Genomic DNA, 20,184 nt, shown 5'->3' with positions numbered 1-20,184 from the left:
TCGCCCGAGACCCTTGATTGGATTATAGTCGTCACAACTTTAGCACCCGTAGTTGTGGGGGATTTATAGCGTTCATGAGCACTCAAAGTGACACCCGGCGCGACGGTTTATGGGCACAGCCCTACGAGCTGACCTCTGGCCAAACTCAGCATCACAAGCTTGGGCATGTTCGGTTGTGGGTCACACTGCTGGATCAGGAATGGCAGGTGCGCTCTGAAACCCGGGCTCCCGAGACTGATCCAGTTGGCTGGACCGAATCCATAGGCCACCAACTGCCGCAGACAAGTGTGTCTCTGCAACGATTTATCCGGGAAGGGGGTTCCTCAGAGGTAACCTTTATACCTGCGGTGGCCAACCTTCCAACGGTAATTCGCCCCTATCATCCGCTCACCATTCCAGGCGGTACACGGTGCACTATTTATGTGGGAACCGTTGTCTGGATGAAGATATGCGCGGGTGAGAACCAGACACTACTCACCGAGGTGCCTTTGGCTGCGCCATCATTTACCTGGGTGGGCAGGAACACGATGGAAGGTGAGCTGTGTTACTCATCATCAAACTTTGGTCGCCTGGTGCTCGATGCCTTGCCAAAGCGCCCTTGGCGAGCAACCACTCCGGTAACCATCATTAACCGCAGGGCAGAGCCTTTGGTATTGGAGCGTTTCAGTCTGCCTACGCCATTGTTGTCATTGCATCAGAATGAACGCGGCCAGTTGTGGACGCCAGGAGTGGTGGTAGAAGTAGCCACTGATATGAATTCTGCGAGCCTGCATCTGGATGAAGCCTTGCTTGTGGTCGCCGGGCCCTGCGTGAAGGTGGCTCCGGCTCGGGAGAAGCCTGCTAAAGGGCGCCTGGTAAGAGCTATTGATCGGGTGTTTGGTTGATGCGCATTTCACAGGATAACAGCTGTGACTGAAGCGCTAAAAACAGGAGCAATGAATGTGTTTACTGGTATAGCCTGGGGGCAGTGGATCAGCGCCGGCTTTTTGTTGGTGCTGGGTATTGTCCTTGCATCTTTGGCAGCGCGCAGTGTGTCAAAGGTGATGGTCAAGCGCACTTCCCGGCACCATACCGTTATGGCTCGGCGGTTGGTGTTCTACGTCATCTTTTTACTGTTTGGCGTTGCTGCGCTCAGGGAAGCCGGGTTCTCACTGGATGTGGTGCTTGGTGCGGCCGGTATTCTTACCGTGGCTCTTGGCTTTGCATCGCAAACGTCTGCCTCAAACATGATCAGCGGTCTGTTTTTGCTTGTTGAAAAGCCTTTTGAAATCGGTGATTTCATTGAGGTGGACGCAGTTATGGGGGAGGTGGTGGGTATCGACATGCTCAGTGTAAAACTGCGTACCCGAGACAACCTCTACGTGCGTATTCCCAACGAAACCCTGATCAAGACACCGGTTGTTAATCGTTCGCGTTTTCCTATTCGCAGAATCGACCTTCAGGTGGGGATTGCCTATGCTGAAGATGCAGAGAAGGTAGAAAAACTGCTGCTGGAGCTGGCAGAACAGAACCCTGCTTGCCTGGAGGAGCCGAAGGCGTTTGTGCTGGTTACTGCATTTGGCCCTTCCTCGGTGGATTTGCAGTTTTCTTTCTGGGTACCGAAAGACAAGGTGCTTGAAGGCAAGAGCGGTATGCTCGTTGCCATAAAGAAAACGCTTGATCAGGCGGGTATAGAGATACCTTTCCCGCATACCAGTATTTATGCTGGTAGCCACTCCGAGCCATTCCGGGTGCAATTGATGGCACCGGAGAAAGTCACTGAAAAGGAACAGATGGATGTCCAAAAAGATAGTTGAAGCCCTCAAAACCGTGGAGCCGATACCTGCTGAAAACAAAATCAACCTGGGCTGGCGGGAGTGGGTGGCACTACCTGATCTGGATATTAACCGCATCAAGGCAAAAGTGGATACGGGTGCTCGCACCTCTTGTTTACATGCTTTCAGGACGGAACCCTACACACAGGATGGCGAACGTCGAGTTAGGTTCTGGGTTCACCCGGTTCAGAATGATATGCACCAGGTGGTGGAGTGCGATGCTCGTGTTCTCGATGAACGTGATGTATCAGATTCCGGCGGTCACTCAGAACTTCGGCTGGTAATTGAGACCACTCTGGTGGTTGGTGGCGAAAGCTGGCCCATAGAAATGACGCTAACGAACCGGGATACCATGCAGTTTCGCATGCTGCTGGGGCGTACCGCCATGGCGGGCCGGTCTGTTATCTATCCCGAAGCCTCCTATCTCGCCGGGGAACCGGCTTTAAGGCCTGAAAAATGAAAATTGCAGTTCTATCCCGCAACAGGCACTTGTACTCAACCCGCCGCTTGGTGGAGGAAGGGATTAACCGTGGACATGAAGTGAGGGTGATCGACTGCCTTCACTGCTCCATGAACATTACATCTGCCAACCCGAAGATTCATTATCACGAAGAAGTGCTGGAAAACTTTGACGTGATTATTCCCCGTATCGGGGCTTCCGTTACCTTCTATGGCACAGCGGTATTGCGCCAGTTTGAAATGATGGGAACCTTCCCGGTAAATGAGTCTGTAGCCATTACACGCTCGCGGGATAAACTGCGCTCTTTGCAATTGCTTGCCCGTAAAGGCGTGGGTATGCCTATAACAGGTTTTGCCAACAAGCCGGATAACGTACCCGAACTGCTGAAAATGGTGGGTGGCGCTCCTGTGGTGATCAAGCTTTTGCAGGGCACCCAGGGTATTGGTGTTGTGCTCGCGGAAACTCGCACAGCGGCAGAAAGTGTGATTGAGGCCTTTATGGGCTTGAAAGCAGACATTCTTGTGCAGGAGTTCATCAAGGAAGCCGGCGGTGCAGATATCCGTTGTTTTGTGATTGGCGACAAGGTGATTGCTGCCATGAAACGCCAGGGTGCTGAAGGTGAGTTTCGCTCCAATCTGCACCGCGGGGGCAGTGCGTCTTTGGTTCGGATTTCACCGGAGGAGCGCAAAACTGCGGTGACTGCAGCAAAAGCCATGGGGCTGAACGTAGCCGGTGTAGATCTGTTGCGCTCAAGCCGCGGGCCACTGGTGATGGAGGTAAATTCCTCGCCGGGGCTTGAGGGCATCGAAAATGCCACAGGTAAAAACGTGGCAGGGATGATTATTAACTGGACTGAAAAAAATCACGCGCCCTGGCGTACCAAAACCAAAGGCAGAGGATAATCGATGGCGCGAGCGCCCTTTGAAATGGCCGGAGTGCAAGTTAAGCCAGGCACCCGGCAAACGGTAGAAATTCCCATTGCGAAGTTGTACACCCACACTCCTCTGCACATTCCCGTGGAAATTGTGCACGGTCGCCGGGATGGCCCGGTACTGATGGTGTGTGGTGCCATACACGGTGATGAAATTGCCGGTGTGGAAATTGTACGCCGTGTGCTTACTAATTCAGCGCTCCGCCATCTGCGCGGCACCTTGATAGCGGTGCCCATCGTTAATATTTTCGGGTTCGTGCACCGTACTCGCTATCTGCCAGACAGGCGGGATCTGAACCGCTGCTTTCCTGGTAGTGAAAGAGGCTCTCTTGGTGGTCGTATTGCTTATCTGCTGCGCACACAGATTATGGAGCAGGTAACGCACATCATCGATTTGCACACGGGTGCGATTCACCGTTTCAACCTGCCACAAGTTCGGGCTGAGTTGAAAAATCCTGAAACTGCGCGCATGGCAGAAGCGTTTGCAGCGCCGGTTATTATTGATGCGGGTCTTCGGGAAGGAAGTTTGCGCGCCTATGCAGACTCGCTGGACATCCCCGTTATCACCTATGAAGGCGGCGAAGCCTTACGCTTTGATGATGTGGTTATCGGCAGTGGTGTAAAAGGCGTGATGCGAGTGATGCGCGAGTTGGAAATGGTTCCGCCACGCAAGGGGCGTGCAACATCGAAAAAGCGCTCGGAAATTGCAGCCAGTTCCCAGTGGGTGAGGGCAGAGATTGATGGCATTATGCGGCCGGTGGCCAAGCTTGGTCAAAAAGTACGCAAAGGCCAGAAGCTGGCAATGGTGGCCGATCCTTTTGGCGAATCCGAAACGGCGATTGTTTCACCTTGCTCAGGCATTGTGATCTGTGTGAACAACTTGCCGCTGGTTAACGAAGGCGAGGCGATTTATCACATCGCCCGGTTTGAGGAACTGAACGAAGCTGAAAAAGCCATGGATTACTTTCGCCACTCCTTCGAAACAGAAGTAAGCGAGGCGGTTGTGCCCATGCATCCTTGGGATGAGCTTCAAAAATAATCCACGGGAGCCGCTATGATCTGGGATCAGACATTCATTAACCTGGCACCGCTACCCCGGGGATTTCATTTGGTAACCAATGAAATCCTTGCTCAGGCGCCGGAAATGACCAACTGCGAAGTAGGGTTGCTGCATCTTTTTATTCAGCACACCTCAGCATCGCTGGCGGTGAGCGAAAATGCTGATCCGGACGTGCGCGGTGATCTGGAGCGCCATTTCAACGTGATGGTACCCGAGAGAGCGCCTCACTACGAACACGTACTAGAAGGGCCGGACGACATGCCGGCCCATATCAAGAATGTCCTCATTGGCCCATCGCTTACCCTGCCCATAAGCCATGGGCGCCTGGCGCTGGGAACCTGGCAGGGGCTTTACCTCTGCGAACACAGAGATAACGCCGATGGCCGCCGGATTGTGGCTACGCTGCAGGGGAGATGGTAGCCGCGCCTGATTGTTTAACGAAACGGCGGCTCATCAAAGCTGCGCAGCTTGCGTGAGTGAAGCGTGTAACGCTCACTGCGCATCAGTTCCAGCGCGCGGATGCCGATATGCAAATGCTGGGTAACCGCACTCTCATAAAACGCACTTGCAGCCCCGGGTAGCTTGATCTCACTGTGCAGTGGTTTGTCGGATACACACAATAAGGTGCCATAAGGTACACGAAACCGATAACCCTGCGCGGCGATGGTGCCGCTCTCCATATCAACCGCGATGGCGCGGGCCAGGTTAATCTGCGGGCGCTCCTGCGCCCAGCGCAATTCCCAGTTACGGTCATCGTAGGTTAATACAGTGCCGGTTCGCAGTCGGCGCCTGAGCGTATCGCCCTCGTCGCCAGTGATCTCTGCTGCGGCCTGCTGCAGCACTTGTTGAACTTCGGCCAAGGCAGGCAAGGGAATGTTCGGCGGCAGTACCCGGTCAAGAATGCCATCCCGGCGCATATAGGCATGGGCCAGCACGTAATCACCAATTATCTGAGACTGCCGCAGCCCACCGCAATGGCCGATCATCAGCCAACAGTGCGGGCGCGTTACGGCGAGGTGGTCAGTAATGTTCTTGGCGTTGGAAGGCCCCACACCAATGTTGACCAAGGTAATACCCTGGCCAGGCTCAGTCGACTTCAGGTGGTAAGCTGGCATCTGGAATCTGTGCCAGACCACAGAGTCGACAAGCGCCTGCATTTCATCTTCGGGCATGCCCCGCTCGATAATCACATTGCCAGGCAATACCAGGCTTTGAAAACGCGAGCTGCCCTGCAGCATATCCAGCCCGTGACGAACAAACTGATCAACATAGCGGTGGTAGTTGGTCAGTAATATCCATCGCTGGACGTGTTGCCAGTCACTACCGGTATAGTGCACCAATCTGCGCAGTGAAAAATCCGTGCGCGACGCACCGAACAGGGATAGCGGCATTTCTTCAAGATCTTGCCAGTCGTAAAGACCATCGGCGGTGCCATCATCGGTGGTGGACAGGTCTGTACTTGGGAATACACGTGAAAGCTCGCTGGCCGTAACGCCGGAAGCGCCTAATTCGTCGCCCTGCTCCACAACATAGGGGTATGGAATGTCGACTTGGCTTGAACCCACCTCTACAACGACGGTGAAGTCCCTCATCATGTGCCCCAGCTGGCTCTCCAGATAACGCCGGAAAGCCTCGGGTTGAGTCACCGTAATTGTGTAAACACCGGGCACCTGCAGGCGCGCGTAGGCACGTATGCTGCTGGGCACTTCGCCTTGGGATTGATACGTCAGGCGCAGCTCCGGGTAACGGAATCTGCCTTGGGAATCCTGCGGCAACTGGCGATCAACAACATACCGCTTCAGAGCTGCACGCAGTGAGCTGGTGGCTTGTTCATAAAGAGTAGCAAGACGATCAACCGCTGCTTCAGCGGTAGTCACTACAATAAAATTATCATCACTGGATAGTGTCACGGCATGCCTCAGAGTTGTTTAGCAATTTTTATAGTGTCTACAGCAACGGCCACGGCCAACCGCTAGTGCTGCCTGCGCCGATCGCGTAGATCCTTAAAGGCCATGGTTAATGCTAGCAGAGTGATCACTGTGATTGTCAGCAGCCCAACACTCACCGCAGTGTGCCATGAGCTGTAAGGGTGCACCGCAAACACGATGGCCGTGATGACCGCAATACCAACAGATGTACCAATACGTTGTCCCGTTTGCATGATAGCCCCGGAGCTACCGGCGTAGGCGAGCGGTACCTCCGCTAGAGTGAGGGTCTGGTTGGGGCTGATCACCGAGCCCTGGCCGAGCCCGAAAAAGGCCAGGGACAACAGCAGCCACCAGATACTCAGGCCGACATACTTATGCAAAAGCACCACCACAATACTGGACAGCAGTCCAAACACCGCAAAAACCAAGCCCCCAATGACAACCTTGCGACCGTAATGGTTAACCCGCTTACCGGCCCAGTTGGAGGACCAGGCAGAAAGCAGTGCTGAGGGGATGCCGATCATGCCGGCTTCAAACGCTGAAAAGCCAACACCTTGCTGTGCGTACAAGGGAATCAGAACCCAGACACTGGTCATACCCAAAAAATACAGAAACATTATGACACTGCCATTACGGTAGCTGGAGGTGGCAAAAATTTTCAGATCTACCATGGGGCTGTAGCCGCACCGGGTGTACCAGCGTTCCCAGTGTACCCATAGGTAAAATAGCAACAGTCCTGCGGGCAGCAACAGCCACATCACACCGGACGAGCGCGACTCAACAAAGGGGTAGAGGACTGCCAATACACCCAAGCCCAGTAACAGGGCTCCGACCGGATCCAGAGATCTCAGGCCTTTGTGGGCCAGAAGCTTGGGCTTGTGTATCAAAGGGCGTGGAAACCAGAGCAGTGCCAGCCCTATAGTTAACAGGCCTATGGGCACGTTGATAAGAAATGTCAGCCGCCAGCCAATCTCCGGGCCTCCCAGATGAATCAGAATGCCGCCAAGGACAGGGCCAATAGCAACAGAGACTCCAACCGTGGTGCCAAAAAAACCAAAGGCGCGTGCGCGGTCCGGGCCCTGAAAATACTGTTGGATCATGCCTATGCCCTGGGGATTCAGAAACCCCGAGCCGACCCCTTGAACAAAGCGAGCGGCATTCAGCCAATCCGCATCCGGTGCCAGGCCTGCAGCAACTGAGGCGAGGGTGAATATGCTAACGCCCAGAATAAAAAAGCCACCACGCCCCATGAGATCCCCGGCACGGCCCGCACTCACCAGCACCACGCCAAAGGTGAGTGCATAGCCAGATAACACCCATTGGATATCGGATTGGCTGGCATCCAACCCTTCCTGGATTGAAGCCAAGGCAACGTTAATCACACTCACACTCATCAGCGACATAAAAATCGCCATGAGCAACACTAAAAGCACACGCCAGCGCTCGGAGTCGCTGATGGTATTGGTGGTGGTATTTTGTTGTGGGGTCAGTTCCGTCATTTAATCGCCATAGATGTTGCGCATAACGCACAGAGTAATGAGTATGGGAGCGTAACCAGAGTGTCTAGCAAGATCTACTATCATAGTTGCTAAGGAGTCACGAGCATGTTTAACCCGGCAAACTTTGCACATGGAAAACCATGTGGCCATTAAATCTGTTCTGAACGATGACATTGAAAAGAACATGCTGGATCAGTGGCCAGATCTTGACGGTCTCCGGTGGCGGTGTTCAGGAGTTGGACTGAACTAAGCTTTTTATTCTTGACGAAACTATTTGAAACGCATCGGAAGGACGATAAGGACAATACAATGAAGTCTATTATGAGCGCATGCCTCACCCTGTCTTTAGCTCTGGCAGGCACAGCGATAGCGCAGGAAGAAATTCCGCTTTCGGCGCAAGAATCGACGCCTGATGAGCTCGGCTGGATGCAGGGTTTTCCACCAGCGGCAGACAAAACAATTCGCTTTACAGACCCCGATTTTTTCACCTTTCCCAAATTGCGCTGGACGGTCTGTCACTTCCGTGAGTTGATGCCGACCGTTGCGGTGCGTAACGGTACGGAGGGCGCCCGTGAACTACCCGTTGATCTCGATGCCGGGCTGGATGCGGTTGAGTTTGTGCCGCTGGGCGGTGGCGAACCCATGACCTGGGATGCCGCCTTTGATGTGAACTACACAGACGGCATTCTGGTTATGCACAAAGGCCGCATTGTGTATGAGCGCTATGACGGCTGCCTGGATGAAAATACCCTGCATGGAGTGATGTCGGTCACCAAGTCGCTCACTGGCCTGCTTGGCGAAGTGCTGGTGGCGGAAGGTAAGCTCGATGAAACCGCCAAGGTGGCCACCCTGATTCCCGAATTGAAAGACAGCGCCTTTGGCGACGCTACTGTGCGACAGGTTATGGATATGACGACCGCGCTTGACTATTCGGAAGATTCCACAGATCCAAGCGCGGAATTCTGGGACTACGCGCTGGCGGGCAGCCCCTTGCCGATGCCTGCCGGCTACACTGGCCCACGCAGCTATTTCGAATACCTGCAAACGGTTAAGAAAGAAGGCACACACGGTGATGCCTTCGGTTACCGAACCATCAACGCCGATGCACTCAGTTGGTTGATCGCACGCACCACGGGCAAGTCGGTTGCTGACCTTTTTTCCGAGCGCATCTGGAGCCGGCTTGGAACCGAGCGCGAAGCCTTCTTTACGGTTGATTCAATCGGCACGCCGTTCGCAGGTGGCGGGTTCAATGCAACCCTGAGAGATATGGCTCGGCTCGGGCAGATGATGCTCGATGAGGGCCAGGTTAACGGTGAGCAGATCATCCCTGCCGCGGCAGTTGCCAGCATCCGCCACGGCGGCAAGGGAGAGACCTTCGCAAAAGCCGATTACAAAACTCTGCCGGGCTGGAGCTATGGCGGTTTGTGGTGGATCAGTAATGACAACCATGGCGCTTATGCGGCACGTGGTGTGCATGGCCAAACCGTCTGGATAAACCCTGCCGCCAATATGGTCATCGTGCGTTTCGGCTCGAACCCGGTTGCCGCAAACGCAGCCAACGACCCAACGTCACTGCCAGCCTACCGGGCTGTGGCTGACTATCTCATGGCACAAGAGAGAGCCCCGCAACTGGTGGGCCGCAAATGGTTCATTGAGGACATTGCAGGGAGGGGTGTGATTGACTACAGCCCGGCAAATTTATTGTTCATGCCCAATGGCCGCATGGCTGGAAATGCGAGTTGTAATCGCATGTTCGCAAGCTACACACAAAACGGTAATGCGCTATCGATAGGTGATGCCGGTACCACAATGATGGCATGCCCCGAGGCACTGATGAATCAGGAGCGCAGCCTGTTGGAATTGCTTGCCAAGGTTGAGCAGTATTCAATCGATGAGACAGGCGCATTGCTTCTCACAACATCCGGCGGACAGACGATTACTGCCCGCAGGCAATAGTCTGATAGGGCGTATTGGTCGCTTAGCGATATCAGGCGCATAAAACTGTGCCTCAGGCAGAGGCACAGCTTCAGCGTGGCTGCAGAAATCGGCCCCTGCGCGAAGTATCCGAATCCAGCGGCTATAAGTTGGTCAGGAAGAAGGGGATCATCAATGCGTTGACCAGGTCAATAAAAAACGCACACACCAGAGGTACGATAACGAAAGCCAGGTGAGAGGCGCCGTACCTCTGTGTTACTGCAGACATATTGGCCATTGCCGTGGGTGTCGAGCCCAGAGAAATGCCCCCAAAACCGGCGCAGACCACTGCAGCGTCGTAGGTGCGGCCCATAAGGGGGAAGACAACAAATATGTTGATGGCCACAGCGATTGCAAATTGAATCGCGAGAAGGGTAAAAATGGGCCCCGCCAGATCAACCAATGTCCATAGCTGCATGCTCATGAGTGACATAGCCAGGAATGTTCCCAGTGCCACCTCGGCGATCAAGGCCATGGACGGTGTACGACTGGGCCAGCGCATTCCGCTGAAACGCGGGAAATTGGCAGGGATCAGATTAGTAATGAGCAGCCCGGAAAACAGGCATGAAACAAACAGCGGCAGCTCGAGCCCCTGTGCTTCCAGCAAGCCGTTCAACATTAACCCGAAAAAGATGCTCAAATGGATGGCGAAGATAGCGTCTAAAAAGTCCATAGAGCCGATCACTTCGCCGCCTTTCTCCTCAGATATCCCTACACTCAGCGGGTCAGCCTTGTTGGGCGTCAGGTTGTGGCGAGCAATAAGAAACTTGGCGATCGGCCCCCCCATGAGGCTCGCCAGAATCAACCCGAAGGTTGCACAGGCAATGCCGATTTCCATGGCATTCACTACACCGTAGTCTTCTGCAATCCTCGGTGCCCAGGCGATTGAGGTGCCGTGACCGCCGATCAAGGACACAGTGCCACCCAGCAGGCCAACCGCACCCGGCAAGTCAAAGAACGCCGCTACGGACAAGCCGGTCAGGTTCTGAATGACCATGTACAAAATAGTAATTACTAAGAGTATAACGAGCGGCTTACCCCCATTCAGCAGGTCATTGACGCTGGAGTTGATACCGATGGTCGTGAAGAAATACACCAGAAGGGCGTCTCGGGCTGCGAGATTGAATTCCACCGCCGTGCCTGTCATCGCGTAAACGGTGGTGAACAGTATCGAGAACAGCAGCCCACCGGTAACCGGTTTTGGGATGCTTAACTCGCGCAAGAAGGCGAACCTTTCATTCACCCGCTTGCCCACGAACAGCACCAGAATTCCGATGGTTGCCGCTAAGCCTGGGCCTACTCGCAATACTCCGTCGACTATCTCCATATTACAGTATCTCGATCAGGTGTTGTTTGGCGCCTTCAGGCCAAGCATTGTTGCAAAATCCAGTATAGAGAATAAGCCGCCGGGCCAGTCCTGAATCACCCCTCATTCATCACCCTCTCAATCCTCTTGTCCGGCACCAGCCAGAGCAGTGCTATGCCCACATAGATGGCTTGTGCTGCCCAATGAAATTTGAACGATAAGCCCACAGCTGCCAAATACAGAGCCATGGACAGTTTTCCTTTCCAGTCAGCCCCTATTGCCTCCCGGAGAACGGAGCTGCAGCCGTCTGTTGCCATAATGCAGCGTTGCAGTATGTGGTAGGCAACCGCTGCCATAAACAACACAAAGCCATAGACGGCCGTCGGTAAAGGCTCAAAGTGATTGTTGCCCATCCAGGCAGTAGTGAAAGGAAATAGCGAAAGCCAGAACAGCAGGTTCAGGTTAGACCAAAGCACGCTGCCAGACACATGGCCGGCGGCATGTACCAGGTGGTGATGATTGTTCCAGTAGATGCCTACATAAATGAAGCTGAGCACGTAGCTGAGAAAACTGGGCAGCGCCGGGGTAAGAACGTCCAAGCCGGCTCCGTCAGGTATTTTAAGTTCCAGAACCATGATGGTGATGACGATGGCCAACACACCGTCACTGAAGGCTTCTAGCCTGTTTTTACCCATGCGCTGCTCCATACGAGTTAATGAAACTGCACCGAAAGTTACGGGCTGCATAGTTGGTGCAGTGGCCAAGCATTTTAATGGCCCATGATTTTGAGCGCCAGATAGGGGGCCACAAAGAATATGAAGGAAAATATCTTATAGTTCGCGAGATAGTTGAAATAGCTGATGGTCAGGTCGCTTTCTGAAATATCAAACATCTTGCTGTGGATTGAGGTGATGAAGGGTCTCATGGCCACGAGCAAGATGCTGGAAAAAACCAGCATGCCCAGATTCAGAACGGACGCCCAGCCAAGAAGCTCCGTGAGCTGTGAAAGTGTGATCACGATTGGTTCCTTGCATACTGAAGTGGTTGTTGGCTGTATAGTCGGTAGCAGTTTTTACCGCTCTTTTTAGCAGCATACATTGCCTTATCTGCCTTGCTGATCAGAGTGTCTACATCAGCTCCATCTCTGGGGTAAATGGCAATGCCTATGCTTGCGCCGATCGTTGCAACGCCATTGGAAAGGTGGACGGGTTCGGTCATTTGCTTGATGATATTTGACGCAACAGTGCTTGCATCTTCTTCAGATATGTCGCCATTTAATTGGATGACAAACTCGTCGCCCCCATATCGTGCAACAAAATCTGAATCACGAAGGCAGTTCTTCAAAAGCACGCCGATTTTCGCAAGCGTTTGGTCACCAGCCTTGTGGCCCTGTGTGTCGTTAATAGCTTTGAACCCGTCAATATCGACAAATAAGAGTGCGAGTTCTTCGTTGTTTCTATCGGCATGTGCAATCATGGAGGCGCTTAACTTACTGAACAGCCTCATGTTTGCAAGCCCTGTTAGTTCATCGTAAATGGACTCTTCATAGAAGATGTCTTTTTGCTCATGTACCAGCCCAATCAGTACGGTAGAAATGATTGACATGGCGAAGATCAGCTGAACTTCTAGCATTCCATAATATGAATAACCAAATAAAACATAAAAGGAAAGCGTGAACAGGTTGCCAATGAATGCATACATCAAACCGATTCCCAGCCCCCATTTTACAGAGGTCCAGATAATGGGAATCAGGATAAGATAGTAGTAGCTTGAGTAGTTTTCACTATATTTACCCAAAAAAATAACAAAGAATGATAGTGAGATTATGACAAAGAAGGCACCTAGTTTTTCAGGTTTTAACACGTCTCGATAAAAGGTGAGTTTAATGTTATTGAATCCGTTGGATTTAATATAAAGAAAGAATGTGAAAATTGGCAGTGCAGTTAGTGCACCTGTCAGGTTCCCGACAAAAAATAAAGGGACTTGCTCACGCCATTGGGCACTGATAGTGCTATCTATATCATTTGCGTTCATCACAAAAACAGCAGAAGATAAAAGTGCTGTTACTATGATGATTAATATTAGTGTGTAGTAAAAAGATGCGCTGAGTTTGTTTTTTTCGGGGTTCAGTTTTTTTAGTACTAATCCCGCCGTGCCGTAAATAACAAACATTCTGAGATCAGGGATTAGCATTTCCAGGTTGTAGTTAAAAATATCACGCTGAGGAAGGCCGCCAACAATTATTGCAAAAAAGAATACGGGGAGGTATTTGGCACCAAAAAGATAAATCAAGAGCATTGCGAACCCGGAGGGCGGGTAAAATACGCTAACGTTTTCGGCAACCTCAAAAAGATAAGCTACCTGGTTCAGAAGCCAAAACGACAGAACAAAAAACAGGGCGTTGCGAAGGTACTGCCTTGGCCCGGTCATCTCATTGATCAGGTCTGTTCTCTCGGGCGAAACTCCCATGCATACTCCACATAACGCCGAGTTTTAACTACTTAGTTCGCTGCCAGAGCACCCTGAAAAATGTAAAGGCGCGGCTTCAAATCCTTTGGGAAGCATAAGTTAATCCCGTGCCAAACGGTACTCCAAAGTCTGACTTTTCATGCAATCCGTGCTGAGGGCGTGCCAGGCAGGGGCAGAAATGGAGAGAAAGTGGGAGGTTTATACCCTGTGGGCTATTGCCGGAGGCGCCCGGGGGAGTTACCGGCCCCCATGGTTGTGGGCCGGTAGTCTTGGTTCTATGTGATCAATCTTCCAGCGCGTCCATGGCGTACTGGCCAATATCTGTGTGGTGCAGAATCTTGCCGAATGGCGCAGCCGCTTTCGCTGGCCCTTGGGTGAATACCAGAACCGGGGTGTTGGTATGGGTACCGGTAGACCAGACTACGTTCTGCTGCTCAGCAACTTCACGAGCCAGAAGGTTCTGACGGTTGTCGTCTGTCTGGTATACGAAAAAGGCGCCATTTACATCCATTTTCGGAACGGTTTTGGTGCTCAGGTAAGAGTGGCCCTCTGTGTAGAAAGGGTTGTCTTCAGTAGCCAGTACACGGGCAGCCTGTTCTTCGGTTATGTTGAACTGGGTTTCCGCATTAACGATGCGCGCGAGGTTGGCAGGGGTTTGTTCATCTTCGCTCAGGCCGTCGAACTGGCTGTAGAAGATGTCACCGTAGGACGACTTCTGCTCATAGAGCTTATCCAGGGTAGATACATCGCCAAAGTTGAAGCCAGGTTTGAACTGTTGTTCCTTGAACACGTCGCCCGGCAGGTCGCGGCCGTGGGGCAGGTCGTTGGCGGAGTAGCTGAAGCCGAAGCCACCGGTTTCGTGGTCGGCGGTAACAACCACCAGTGTGTCATCGCGGCCTTCGGCCCAATCCAGAACGTAGTTCAGGGTTTCGTTCATGCGCAGCATTTCGTGCAGCATGGTGCCTGTGTCGTTGTAGTGACCAGCCCAGTCGATTTGACCAGCTTCGATCATCAGGAAGAAGCCTTCGTCGTTCTGCGACAGTGAGGTGATGGCCTTTTCCGACATTTCTTTCAATGTGGGAATGGTGCGGTTCGGGTCGTTTTTGGTTTGGTTCTCAACAATGGCATTTGGCAGTGAAGAATAGGCAAACAAGCCAAGTATTTTTCCGTCCGCCTGGTTCATCTGGTCAAGGTTGAACGCCAGGTTGTAGTCTTGCTGCAGCGCTTCGGCAATCAGGTTGCGGTTGTCTTTGCGCTTGGATTTGATGCGTACGGAGCCTTCGGTCAGGGCTTCCAGTTCCAGACGCGCGGCTGATTGCTCGTCGTTGGCCGATGCTGGAATCCAGTAGCGCAGGCCGCCGGAGAGCATTACGTCTACATTGTTTTCCAGAAGATCTACAGCAATTTCATTTTCCAGGCTTCGGTGGCTTTGGTGAGCAGCGAAACCGGCAGGCGTGGCGTGGGTAATCCGGGTGTCAGACACCAGGCCGGTGGATTTGCCCAGCTTTTTGGCGCGTTCCAGAATGCTTTCTGCCGTGTTGCCGTCTTTGTCTGCGCCAATCATTTCGGCGCCAGCGAGTTGGCCGGTGGCCAGTTGTGTCGCAGAGGCTGCGGAATCTACAACCAGGTTGTCATTGGCGTGGGTCATGGAGATGCCCATGGGGCCATTTTCGGCAATGCGGTCGAAGGCGGTAATACCATCGGTGATAACTGAATTAGGCGCTTGCTTGGCATACGCGAGTAGTAATCCAACCTGTTGCGGGCCCATACCGTCGCCAATAATCATTATGACGTTTTTGGCTTTTTCAGGCTCAGTTGTTGCAGCTTGAGTCTCGGTTTGCATAGGTGCACAGGCAGCCAGCAGCATAGATGAGGCAAGTAGCCCAGCGCCGGCTGTGATGTTTCGGATATTCATACAGATCCTTTTTCAGGTTTGTCACTTTATGGTTATTGAGTGGCGATAAAGCTCGCCTAGCTGTCGTCCAGATGCTTCCCCAACATGGCGTGGTAAAGCTCCCGGTCGCCAATGGCGCCGGTAATCTGGCCGTTTTCTTCCACCAGCAGGCTATGGCCGGTGAAATATCGAATCTCTACGGCATCCCGCAGAGGTGTGTTCGGAGCTATACGGGTGGGTTGTTTGGCCAGACTCTCAATGGCTTGGCCTTCCTGCCAGGCTTGGGTCTGGAAGGTTTGGCCACCACTGGTCACTACGGCTTCTGCTGCAACATCTGGAGTGTGTAGCCAGATGTCGTAGCGTTTGTTGAGGCAGCGGTTGCCTCTGGAATCTTCCTGTATCTGCCCAATGGGCAGTGCCAGGGAGCGTGCCGCCAGTACGTTGAGCGGGTTGGTGCTGGCTACGAAGCTCTTCACATAATCGTTTTCGGGGTGCAGTACGATGGATTCCGGCTTGCCGTGCTGCACTATCTGGCCGTCTTTCATGATGGCAATGTGGGAGCCCAGCTTCAGGGCTTCGTCCAGATCGTGGCTCACGAATACGATGGTCTTTTGTAGCTCTTCCTGCAGGGTTAGCAATTCGTCCTGAAGCTGATGGCGAATCAGCGGGTCAAGGGCAGAAAAAGGCTCGTCCATCAGTAGTATTTCAGATTCTGTGGCCAGTGCCCGTGCCAACCCTACGCGCTGGCGCATACCGCCGGAGAGTTCATCCGGCCGTACCTTGGCCCAGCCTGCGAGACCAACCAGTTCCAGTTGGCGCGCTACTTTTTTACGGCGCTCGGTTTTGCCAAGGCCTTGCAACTCTAGGCCAAAGGCCACGTTGTCTTCCACAGATAGCCAGGGCATCAGAGCGAAGCTCTGGAATACCATGGATATGTGGCGCGTGCGTATGTCTCGCTGCAGCTTTTCGTTGGCTTGTGTGAAGTCCACCATTTCATTGCCGTGCTGTATGCGGATAGCACCACTGGTGACCTCGTTCAGGCCGTTTAAACAGCGCAGCAGGCTGGATTTTCCTGAGCCCGACAAACCCATCAGTACGCAGATTTCGCCTTTTTTAACACTCAGGTTGGCGTTCTGAACACCTACTATCAGGCCGGTTTGATCGCGAATTTCAGCTCTTTCCAGACCCTGCTCAATCAATGGCAAAGCCCGTTTGGGTTGTTTGCCAAATACGACGTTAACGTTCTCGATTTCAATCATACTGGAGTCCCCGTAGCGCCTTTCTGGCGGAAAAAACGATCCATCCAGATGGCGAGCAATACGATAGCCAGGCCGGCCTCAAAGCCTTTGCCAATGTCGACGGTGTTCAGTGCGCGAACAACCGGCACACCCAAGCCATCAGCACCTACCAACGCGGCAATAACAACCATGGAGAGCGATAACATGATGCACTGGGTTATACCTGCGCCAATGGAGCTCATGGCTGCGGGTAGCTCTACTTTGAACAGAAGTTGGCGGTTGGTGCAGCCAAAGGATTTACCGGCTTCAACCAGCTCAGTGGGTACCTGTGAAATGCCCAGATAGGTCAGCCTTACAGGGGCAGCGATGGCAAAAATCACAGTGGATATAACACCGGGTACCACGCCCAGGCCAAACAGAGTTAGGGTGGGGATCAGGTACACAAACGGAGGGATCGTTTGCATCAGATCCAGCACGGGCTGCAGAAACCGGTACAGCCAGGAGTTATGGGCAGCGTATATGCCAAGGGGGATGCCAATCAGGACGCACAGCACGGTGGCATAGAGCACCAGAGAAAGCGTGGCCATGGTGTCTTCCCAATAGCCTATATTCAGGATTAACAGGAAGCTGATAGCGGTGAAGACCGTGAGCCCCCAGCGGCGGTGGCGAATATGGGCTGCCGCTGTAAACAGGGCGATGAGCACAAAAGGCGGAACCCACAAAAGCCCGTCAGTCAGGCCATGAATCATGCTTCTTAGAGTTTCGGAAACGGCGTCAAAAAAGCCGCTGAAATTGATCACCAGAAAATCAACAATGGCTTCCATGAAGTCGCCGAAGGGTAGTTGATGCTCAGTTATCCAGTTCATGGTTTTATGTCTTTTTGGGTGCGGGCCAAGGCCGGCACGGAAAATGAGTGAATCAGGTAGTGCATATCAGATCAGGTGCCCGGGGTTGCCCCCGGGCTTTACTGGTTATTTAAGGGATGCTTTAACGGCGGGCAGTGCTTCTTTGCCGTCCAGGGTGGTTACGCCTTCAAGCCAGGCATCAAGAACCTCCGGGTTGTTCGCCAGCCATGCGTGTGCGGCATCGCTGGGCTCTTCACCGTCGTTCAGGATGGCGCCCATCACTTCGTTCTCCATGGTCAGGGAGAAGGTGAGGTTGTTCAGCAGTTTGCCAATGTTCGGGCACTCATTGGTGTAGTTCTTGCGAACGTTGGTGTGCACGGTTGCACCACCGTAGTTCGGGCCGAAGAAGTCGTCGCCGTCTTCCAGGTAGGCCAGGTCATGGTTGGCGTTCATCGGGTGTGGTTCCCAAGCAAGGAATACTACCCACTGGTTACGACGAACCGAGCGGCTGACTTGCGACAGCATGCCCGCCTCACTGGATTCAACAACGCGGAAGTCACCCAGACCGAAGGCATCTTCATCTACCATCTGTTGGATCAAGCGGTTGCCATCGTTACCTGGCTCAATGCCGTAGATGCGGTCGTTGAACTTGTCGGCGTTCTTGGCAATGTCTTTAAAGCTGGTGACGCCGGCATCGTAAACATACTGGGGTACGGCCAGGGTGTATTTGGCGCCTTCCAGGTTGGTAATCACGGTTTCTACATCACCGCTTTCCAGGTAAGGACGTACATCGCCTTCCATGGTGGGCATCCAGTTACCCAGGAATACGTCGATGTCTTTGTTTTTGAGCGAGCGATAGGTTACCGGCACAGACAGAACTTTTGCGGTGGGCTTGTAGCCCATGCCTTTAAGTACTTCGGAAGCCAGCGCAGTGGTGGCGGTAATGTCGGTCCAGCCTACATCTGCAAAGCGGACGGTTTCACATGCGGCGTTCGGGGCGGCGGTTGCAGCGCCACTGATCGCGAGGCCTGCACAGGCCATCATTAGTTTCTTCATTGGTTCTCTCCTTTCTTGGTTTTGTGTCACAGCGTTAGCGTTGTGCGTTTTTCCAGTCAGGGTGCTCCCATACCGGTGCGGGTGATGGGGCGAGTGGCTCAAGACCACGTATGTGGTCGGCACATTTTTCGGCCAGCATGATGGTGGGCGCATTCAGGTTGCCGCTCACCATGCTAGGCATGATGGAGGCATCCACCACGCGCAAATTGTTCACGCCATAAACCCGTGCCTGTTCGTCAACGACCGCCATGGGGTCGTCGGCCGCGCCCATTTTGCAGGTGCATGATGGGTGGTAGGCACTGTCAGCGTACTTGCGAACGAAGGCATCAATGTCTTCATCTGTAGTGGCGCTGGCACCGGGGCGTAGTTCTTCGCCCCGGAAGGGGTCAAAGGCCGACTGAGCGAAGATTTCCCGGGTCAGTTTGATGCTTTGGCGCATTTCCCAGCGGTCGCGTTCGGTGCTGAGCAGCTTGGGATCGATGATCGGGTGGTCGCTCGGGTTGGCGGATTTCAGTTTGATGAACCCGCGGCTGGTTGGGCGCATGGGGCCAACGTGGGCCTGATAGCCGTGGCATTCAGCGTCTTTGCGGCCGTGGTCAATTACCTGGGATGGCAGGAAGTGATACTGAATGTCCGGGTGCTGCACGCCGGCTTCCGAGCGAATAAAACCACCGGCTTCCAGGTGTGCGGTGCGGCAAGCACCCCAATCGTTGTTCATGAACCATTTCATGCCGGCCAGGGTTTTGCCCGGTTGGGTGGTGTACTTGTACAAAGTGACCGGCTGGGTGCATTTGTGCTGAACGTAGATTTCCAGGTGATCCTGCAGGTTTTTGCCTACGCCCGGGCGGTTTGCGACTACCGGAATGTTGTGTTCTTTCAGCTCGTCTTCCGCTCCGATGCCAGAGAGCATCAGCAACTGTGGCGAGTTGATGGCGCCGCCGCTCACGATGACTTCTTTGCGGGCCTTCACACGAAGGGTTTTGCCTGTCTGAATGTATTCCACACCCACGGCCGTCTCACCTTCAAACAGAATACGGGTGGTCATGGCACCGGTTTCAGCCGTCAGGTTCGGACGGTTCAGGGCCGGGCGCAGGTAGGCTTGCGCAGCACTCCAGCGCCGGCCTTTTTTGATGGTCATATCCATCTCGCCAACGCCTTCCTGCTGGTAGCCGTTCATGTCTTTGGTGTAGGGGTAGCCTGCCTGTTGTGCGGCCTCAAGGAAGGCACCGAACAAGGGGTTGGGCGTGTCGCCGGTGTGTACGTTTAGCGGGCCACTGCCACCGCGGTAGTCGTCGGCGCCTTTTTCCCGGCTTTCGGCTTTGCGGAAGTAGGGCAGCACGTCCTGATAGCGCCAGCCTTTGGCGCCTTCGTCGTGCCAGCGGTCATAGTCGTAGGCGTGGCCGCGTATGTACACCATGGCGTTCAGGGTGGAGCCGCCGCCCCACACTTTACCCCGGGGCCAGTACAGCTTCCGGTTGTTCATGTATTCCTGGGGCTCTGTGTGGTAGTACCAGTTGTACTTGTCGTCCATGAGGTTGTACATGAGCGCCGCCGGCATGTGGATTTTCCAGCCGTTGTCACGGCGCCCGGCTTCCAGAACCAGAACCTGGTCTGCTCCGCTTTCACTCAGGCGGTTAGCCAATACGCAGCCGGCGGAGCCGGTGCCGACAATCACATAGTCAAATTCGTTATCAAACTGCAAAACTGTCT

18 protein-coding genes are annotated in these 20,184 nt (G+C 53.6%); 7 read left to right on the top strand and 11 right to left on the bottom strand.

The window, feature by feature from the left end:
* Window positions 1-74: 74 nt before the first annotated feature.
* Genes CDH47_RS11705 through CDH47_RS11680 form a run of 6 tightly spaced genes read left to right on the top strand, consistent with a single transcriptional unit; the run spans window position 75 to window position 4,685 of the window.
* The gene (locus CDH47_RS11705; RefSeq protein ID WP_100640075.1) at window positions 75-884 is read left to right on the top strand and encodes a hypothetical protein; all 810 of its coding nucleotides are present in this window, start codon (window positions 75-77) and stop codon (window positions 882-884) included.
* Window positions 885-935: 51 nt separating this feature from the next.
* Entirely contained in the window at window positions 936-1,796 is an 861-nt protein-coding gene (locus CDH47_RS11700) for a mechanosensitive ion channel family protein (protein ID WP_100640074.1), read from the top strand.
* The gene (locus CDH47_RS11695; protein ID WP_100640073.1) at window positions 1,777-2,274 is read left to right on the top strand and encodes an ATP-dependent zinc protease family protein; all 498 of its coding nucleotides are present in this window, start codon (window positions 1,777-1,779) and stop codon (window positions 2,272-2,274) included. Before CDH47_RS11700 ends, CDH47_RS11695 begins: the two co-directional genes overlap by 20 nt.
* Window positions 2,271-3,176, top strand: a complete 906-nt coding sequence (rimK, locus tag CDH47_RS11690) for a 30S ribosomal protein S6--L-glutamate ligase (RefSeq protein ID WP_100640072.1) — start codon at window positions 2,271-2,273, stop codon at window positions 3,174-3,176. Before CDH47_RS11695 ends, rimK begins: the two co-directional genes overlap by 4 nt.
* 3 nt (window positions 3,177-3,179) lie before the next feature.
* Window positions 3,180-4,244 carry a succinylglutamate desuccinylase/aspartoacylase family protein gene (locus tag CDH47_RS11685; protein WP_100640071.1) on the top strand — a complete coding sequence of 355 codons (1,065 nt, stop codon included), beginning with the start codon at window positions 3,180-3,182 and terminating at the stop codon, window positions 4,242-4,244.
* A gap of 15 nt (window positions 4,245-4,259) precedes the next feature.
* Window positions 4,260-4,685: a secondary thiamine-phosphate synthase enzyme YjbQ gene (locus tag CDH47_RS11680; RefSeq protein WP_100640070.1), complete on the top strand. Its 426-nt coding sequence runs from the start codon at window positions 4,260-4,262 to the stop codon at window positions 4,683-4,685.
* 14 nt (window positions 4,686-4,699) lie between these two features.
* Here CDH47_RS11680 and amn read toward each other — a convergent pair whose 3' ends face one another.
* Both amn and CDH47_RS11670 read right to left on the bottom strand, forming a co-directional pair.
* The gene (gene amn / locus CDH47_RS11675; protein ID WP_100640069.1) at window positions 4,700-6,175 is read right to left on the bottom strand and encodes an AMP nucleosidase; all 1,476 of its coding nucleotides are present in this window, start codon (window positions 6,173-6,175) and stop codon (window positions 4,700-4,702) included.
* A gap of 62 nt (window positions 6,176-6,237) precedes the next feature.
* The gene (locus CDH47_RS11670; RefSeq protein WP_100640068.1) at window positions 6,238-7,692 is read right to left on the bottom strand and encodes an MFS transporter; all 1,455 of its coding nucleotides are present in this window, start codon (window positions 7,690-7,692) and stop codon (window positions 6,238-6,240) included.
* Window positions 7,693-8,001: 309 nt separating this feature from the next.
* Between CDH47_RS11670 and CDH47_RS11665 the strand changes: the two genes are divergently transcribed.
* Window positions 8,002-9,648, top strand: coding sequence for a serine hydrolase (locus tag CDH47_RS11665; RefSeq protein WP_100640067.1), 1,647 nt, complete (start codon window positions 8,002-8,004; stop codon window positions 9,646-9,648).
* Window positions 9,649-9,769: 121 nt separating this feature from the next.
* On the opposite strand, the gene gltS is transcribed toward CDH47_RS11665, so the two are convergent.
* The 9 genes from gltS to betA all read right to left on the bottom strand — a co-directional run bounded on the left by gltS (window position 9,770) and on the right by betA (window position 20,176).
* On the bottom strand, window positions 9,770-10,993 hold the full coding sequence (gene gltS / locus CDH47_RS11660; RefSeq protein ID WP_100640066.1) for a sodium/glutamate symporter: 1,224 nt from the start codon (window positions 10,991-10,993) through the stop codon (window positions 9,770-9,772).
* A 95-nt stretch (window positions 10,994-11,088) separates the two neighbouring features.
* Entirely contained in the window at window positions 11,089-11,667 is a 579-nt protein-coding gene (locus CDH47_RS11655; protein WP_100640065.1) for a TMEM175 family protein, read from the bottom strand.
* 74 nt (window positions 11,668-11,741) lie between these two features.
* Window positions 11,742-11,990: a DUF6868 family protein gene (locus tag CDH47_RS11650; RefSeq protein WP_100640064.1), complete on the bottom strand. Its 249-nt coding sequence runs from the start codon at window positions 11,988-11,990 to the stop codon at window positions 11,742-11,744.
* A complete protein-coding gene (locus CDH47_RS11645) occupies window positions 11,987-13,441 on the bottom strand; it encodes a diguanylate cyclase domain-containing protein (protein ID WP_100640063.1) in 1,455 nt (484 codons plus the stop codon). The genes CDH47_RS11650 and CDH47_RS11645 overlap by 4 nt, the downstream gene beginning before the upstream one ends.
* 283 nt (window positions 13,442-13,724) lie before the next feature.
* Window positions 13,725-15,356, bottom strand: a complete 1,632-nt coding sequence (locus tag CDH47_RS11640) for an alkaline phosphatase (RefSeq protein WP_100640062.1) — start codon at window positions 15,354-15,356, stop codon at window positions 13,725-13,727.
* A 56-nt stretch (window positions 15,357-15,412) separates the two neighbouring features.
* Window positions 15,413-16,594 carry a choline ABC transporter ATP-binding protein gene (choV, locus tag CDH47_RS11635; protein WP_100640061.1) on the bottom strand — a complete coding sequence of 394 codons (1,182 nt, stop codon included), beginning with the start codon at window positions 16,592-16,594 and terminating at the stop codon, window positions 15,413-15,415.
* Window positions 16,591-17,439, bottom strand: a complete 849-nt coding sequence (gene choW / locus CDH47_RS11630; protein ID WP_100640060.1) for a choline ABC transporter permease subunit — start codon at window positions 17,437-17,439, stop codon at window positions 16,591-16,593. Before choW ends, choV begins: the two co-directional genes overlap by 4 nt.
* Window positions 17,440-17,544: 105 nt before the next feature.
* Window positions 17,545-18,474, bottom strand: a complete 930-nt coding sequence (locus tag CDH47_RS11625; protein WP_100640059.1) for a choline ABC transporter substrate-binding protein — start codon at window positions 18,472-18,474, stop codon at window positions 17,545-17,547.
* 34 nt (window positions 18,475-18,508) lie between these two features.
* Window positions 18,509-20,176 (bottom strand): choline dehydrogenase, encoded by a 1,668-nt coding sequence (gene betA, locus CDH47_RS11620; RefSeq protein ID WP_100640058.1) that lies wholly within the window; start codon window positions 20,174-20,176, stop codon window positions 18,509-18,511.
* Window positions 20,177-20,184 lie beyond the last annotated feature (8 nt).

It is taken from the genome of Marinobacter salexigens (assembly GCF_002806945.1).
In the GTDB taxonomy this organism is placed as follows: domain Bacteria; phylum Pseudomonadota; class Gammaproteobacteria; order Pseudomonadales; family Oleiphilaceae; genus Marinobacter; species Marinobacter salexigens.
This window is presented reverse-complemented; position numbering and strand designations above follow the sequence as displayed.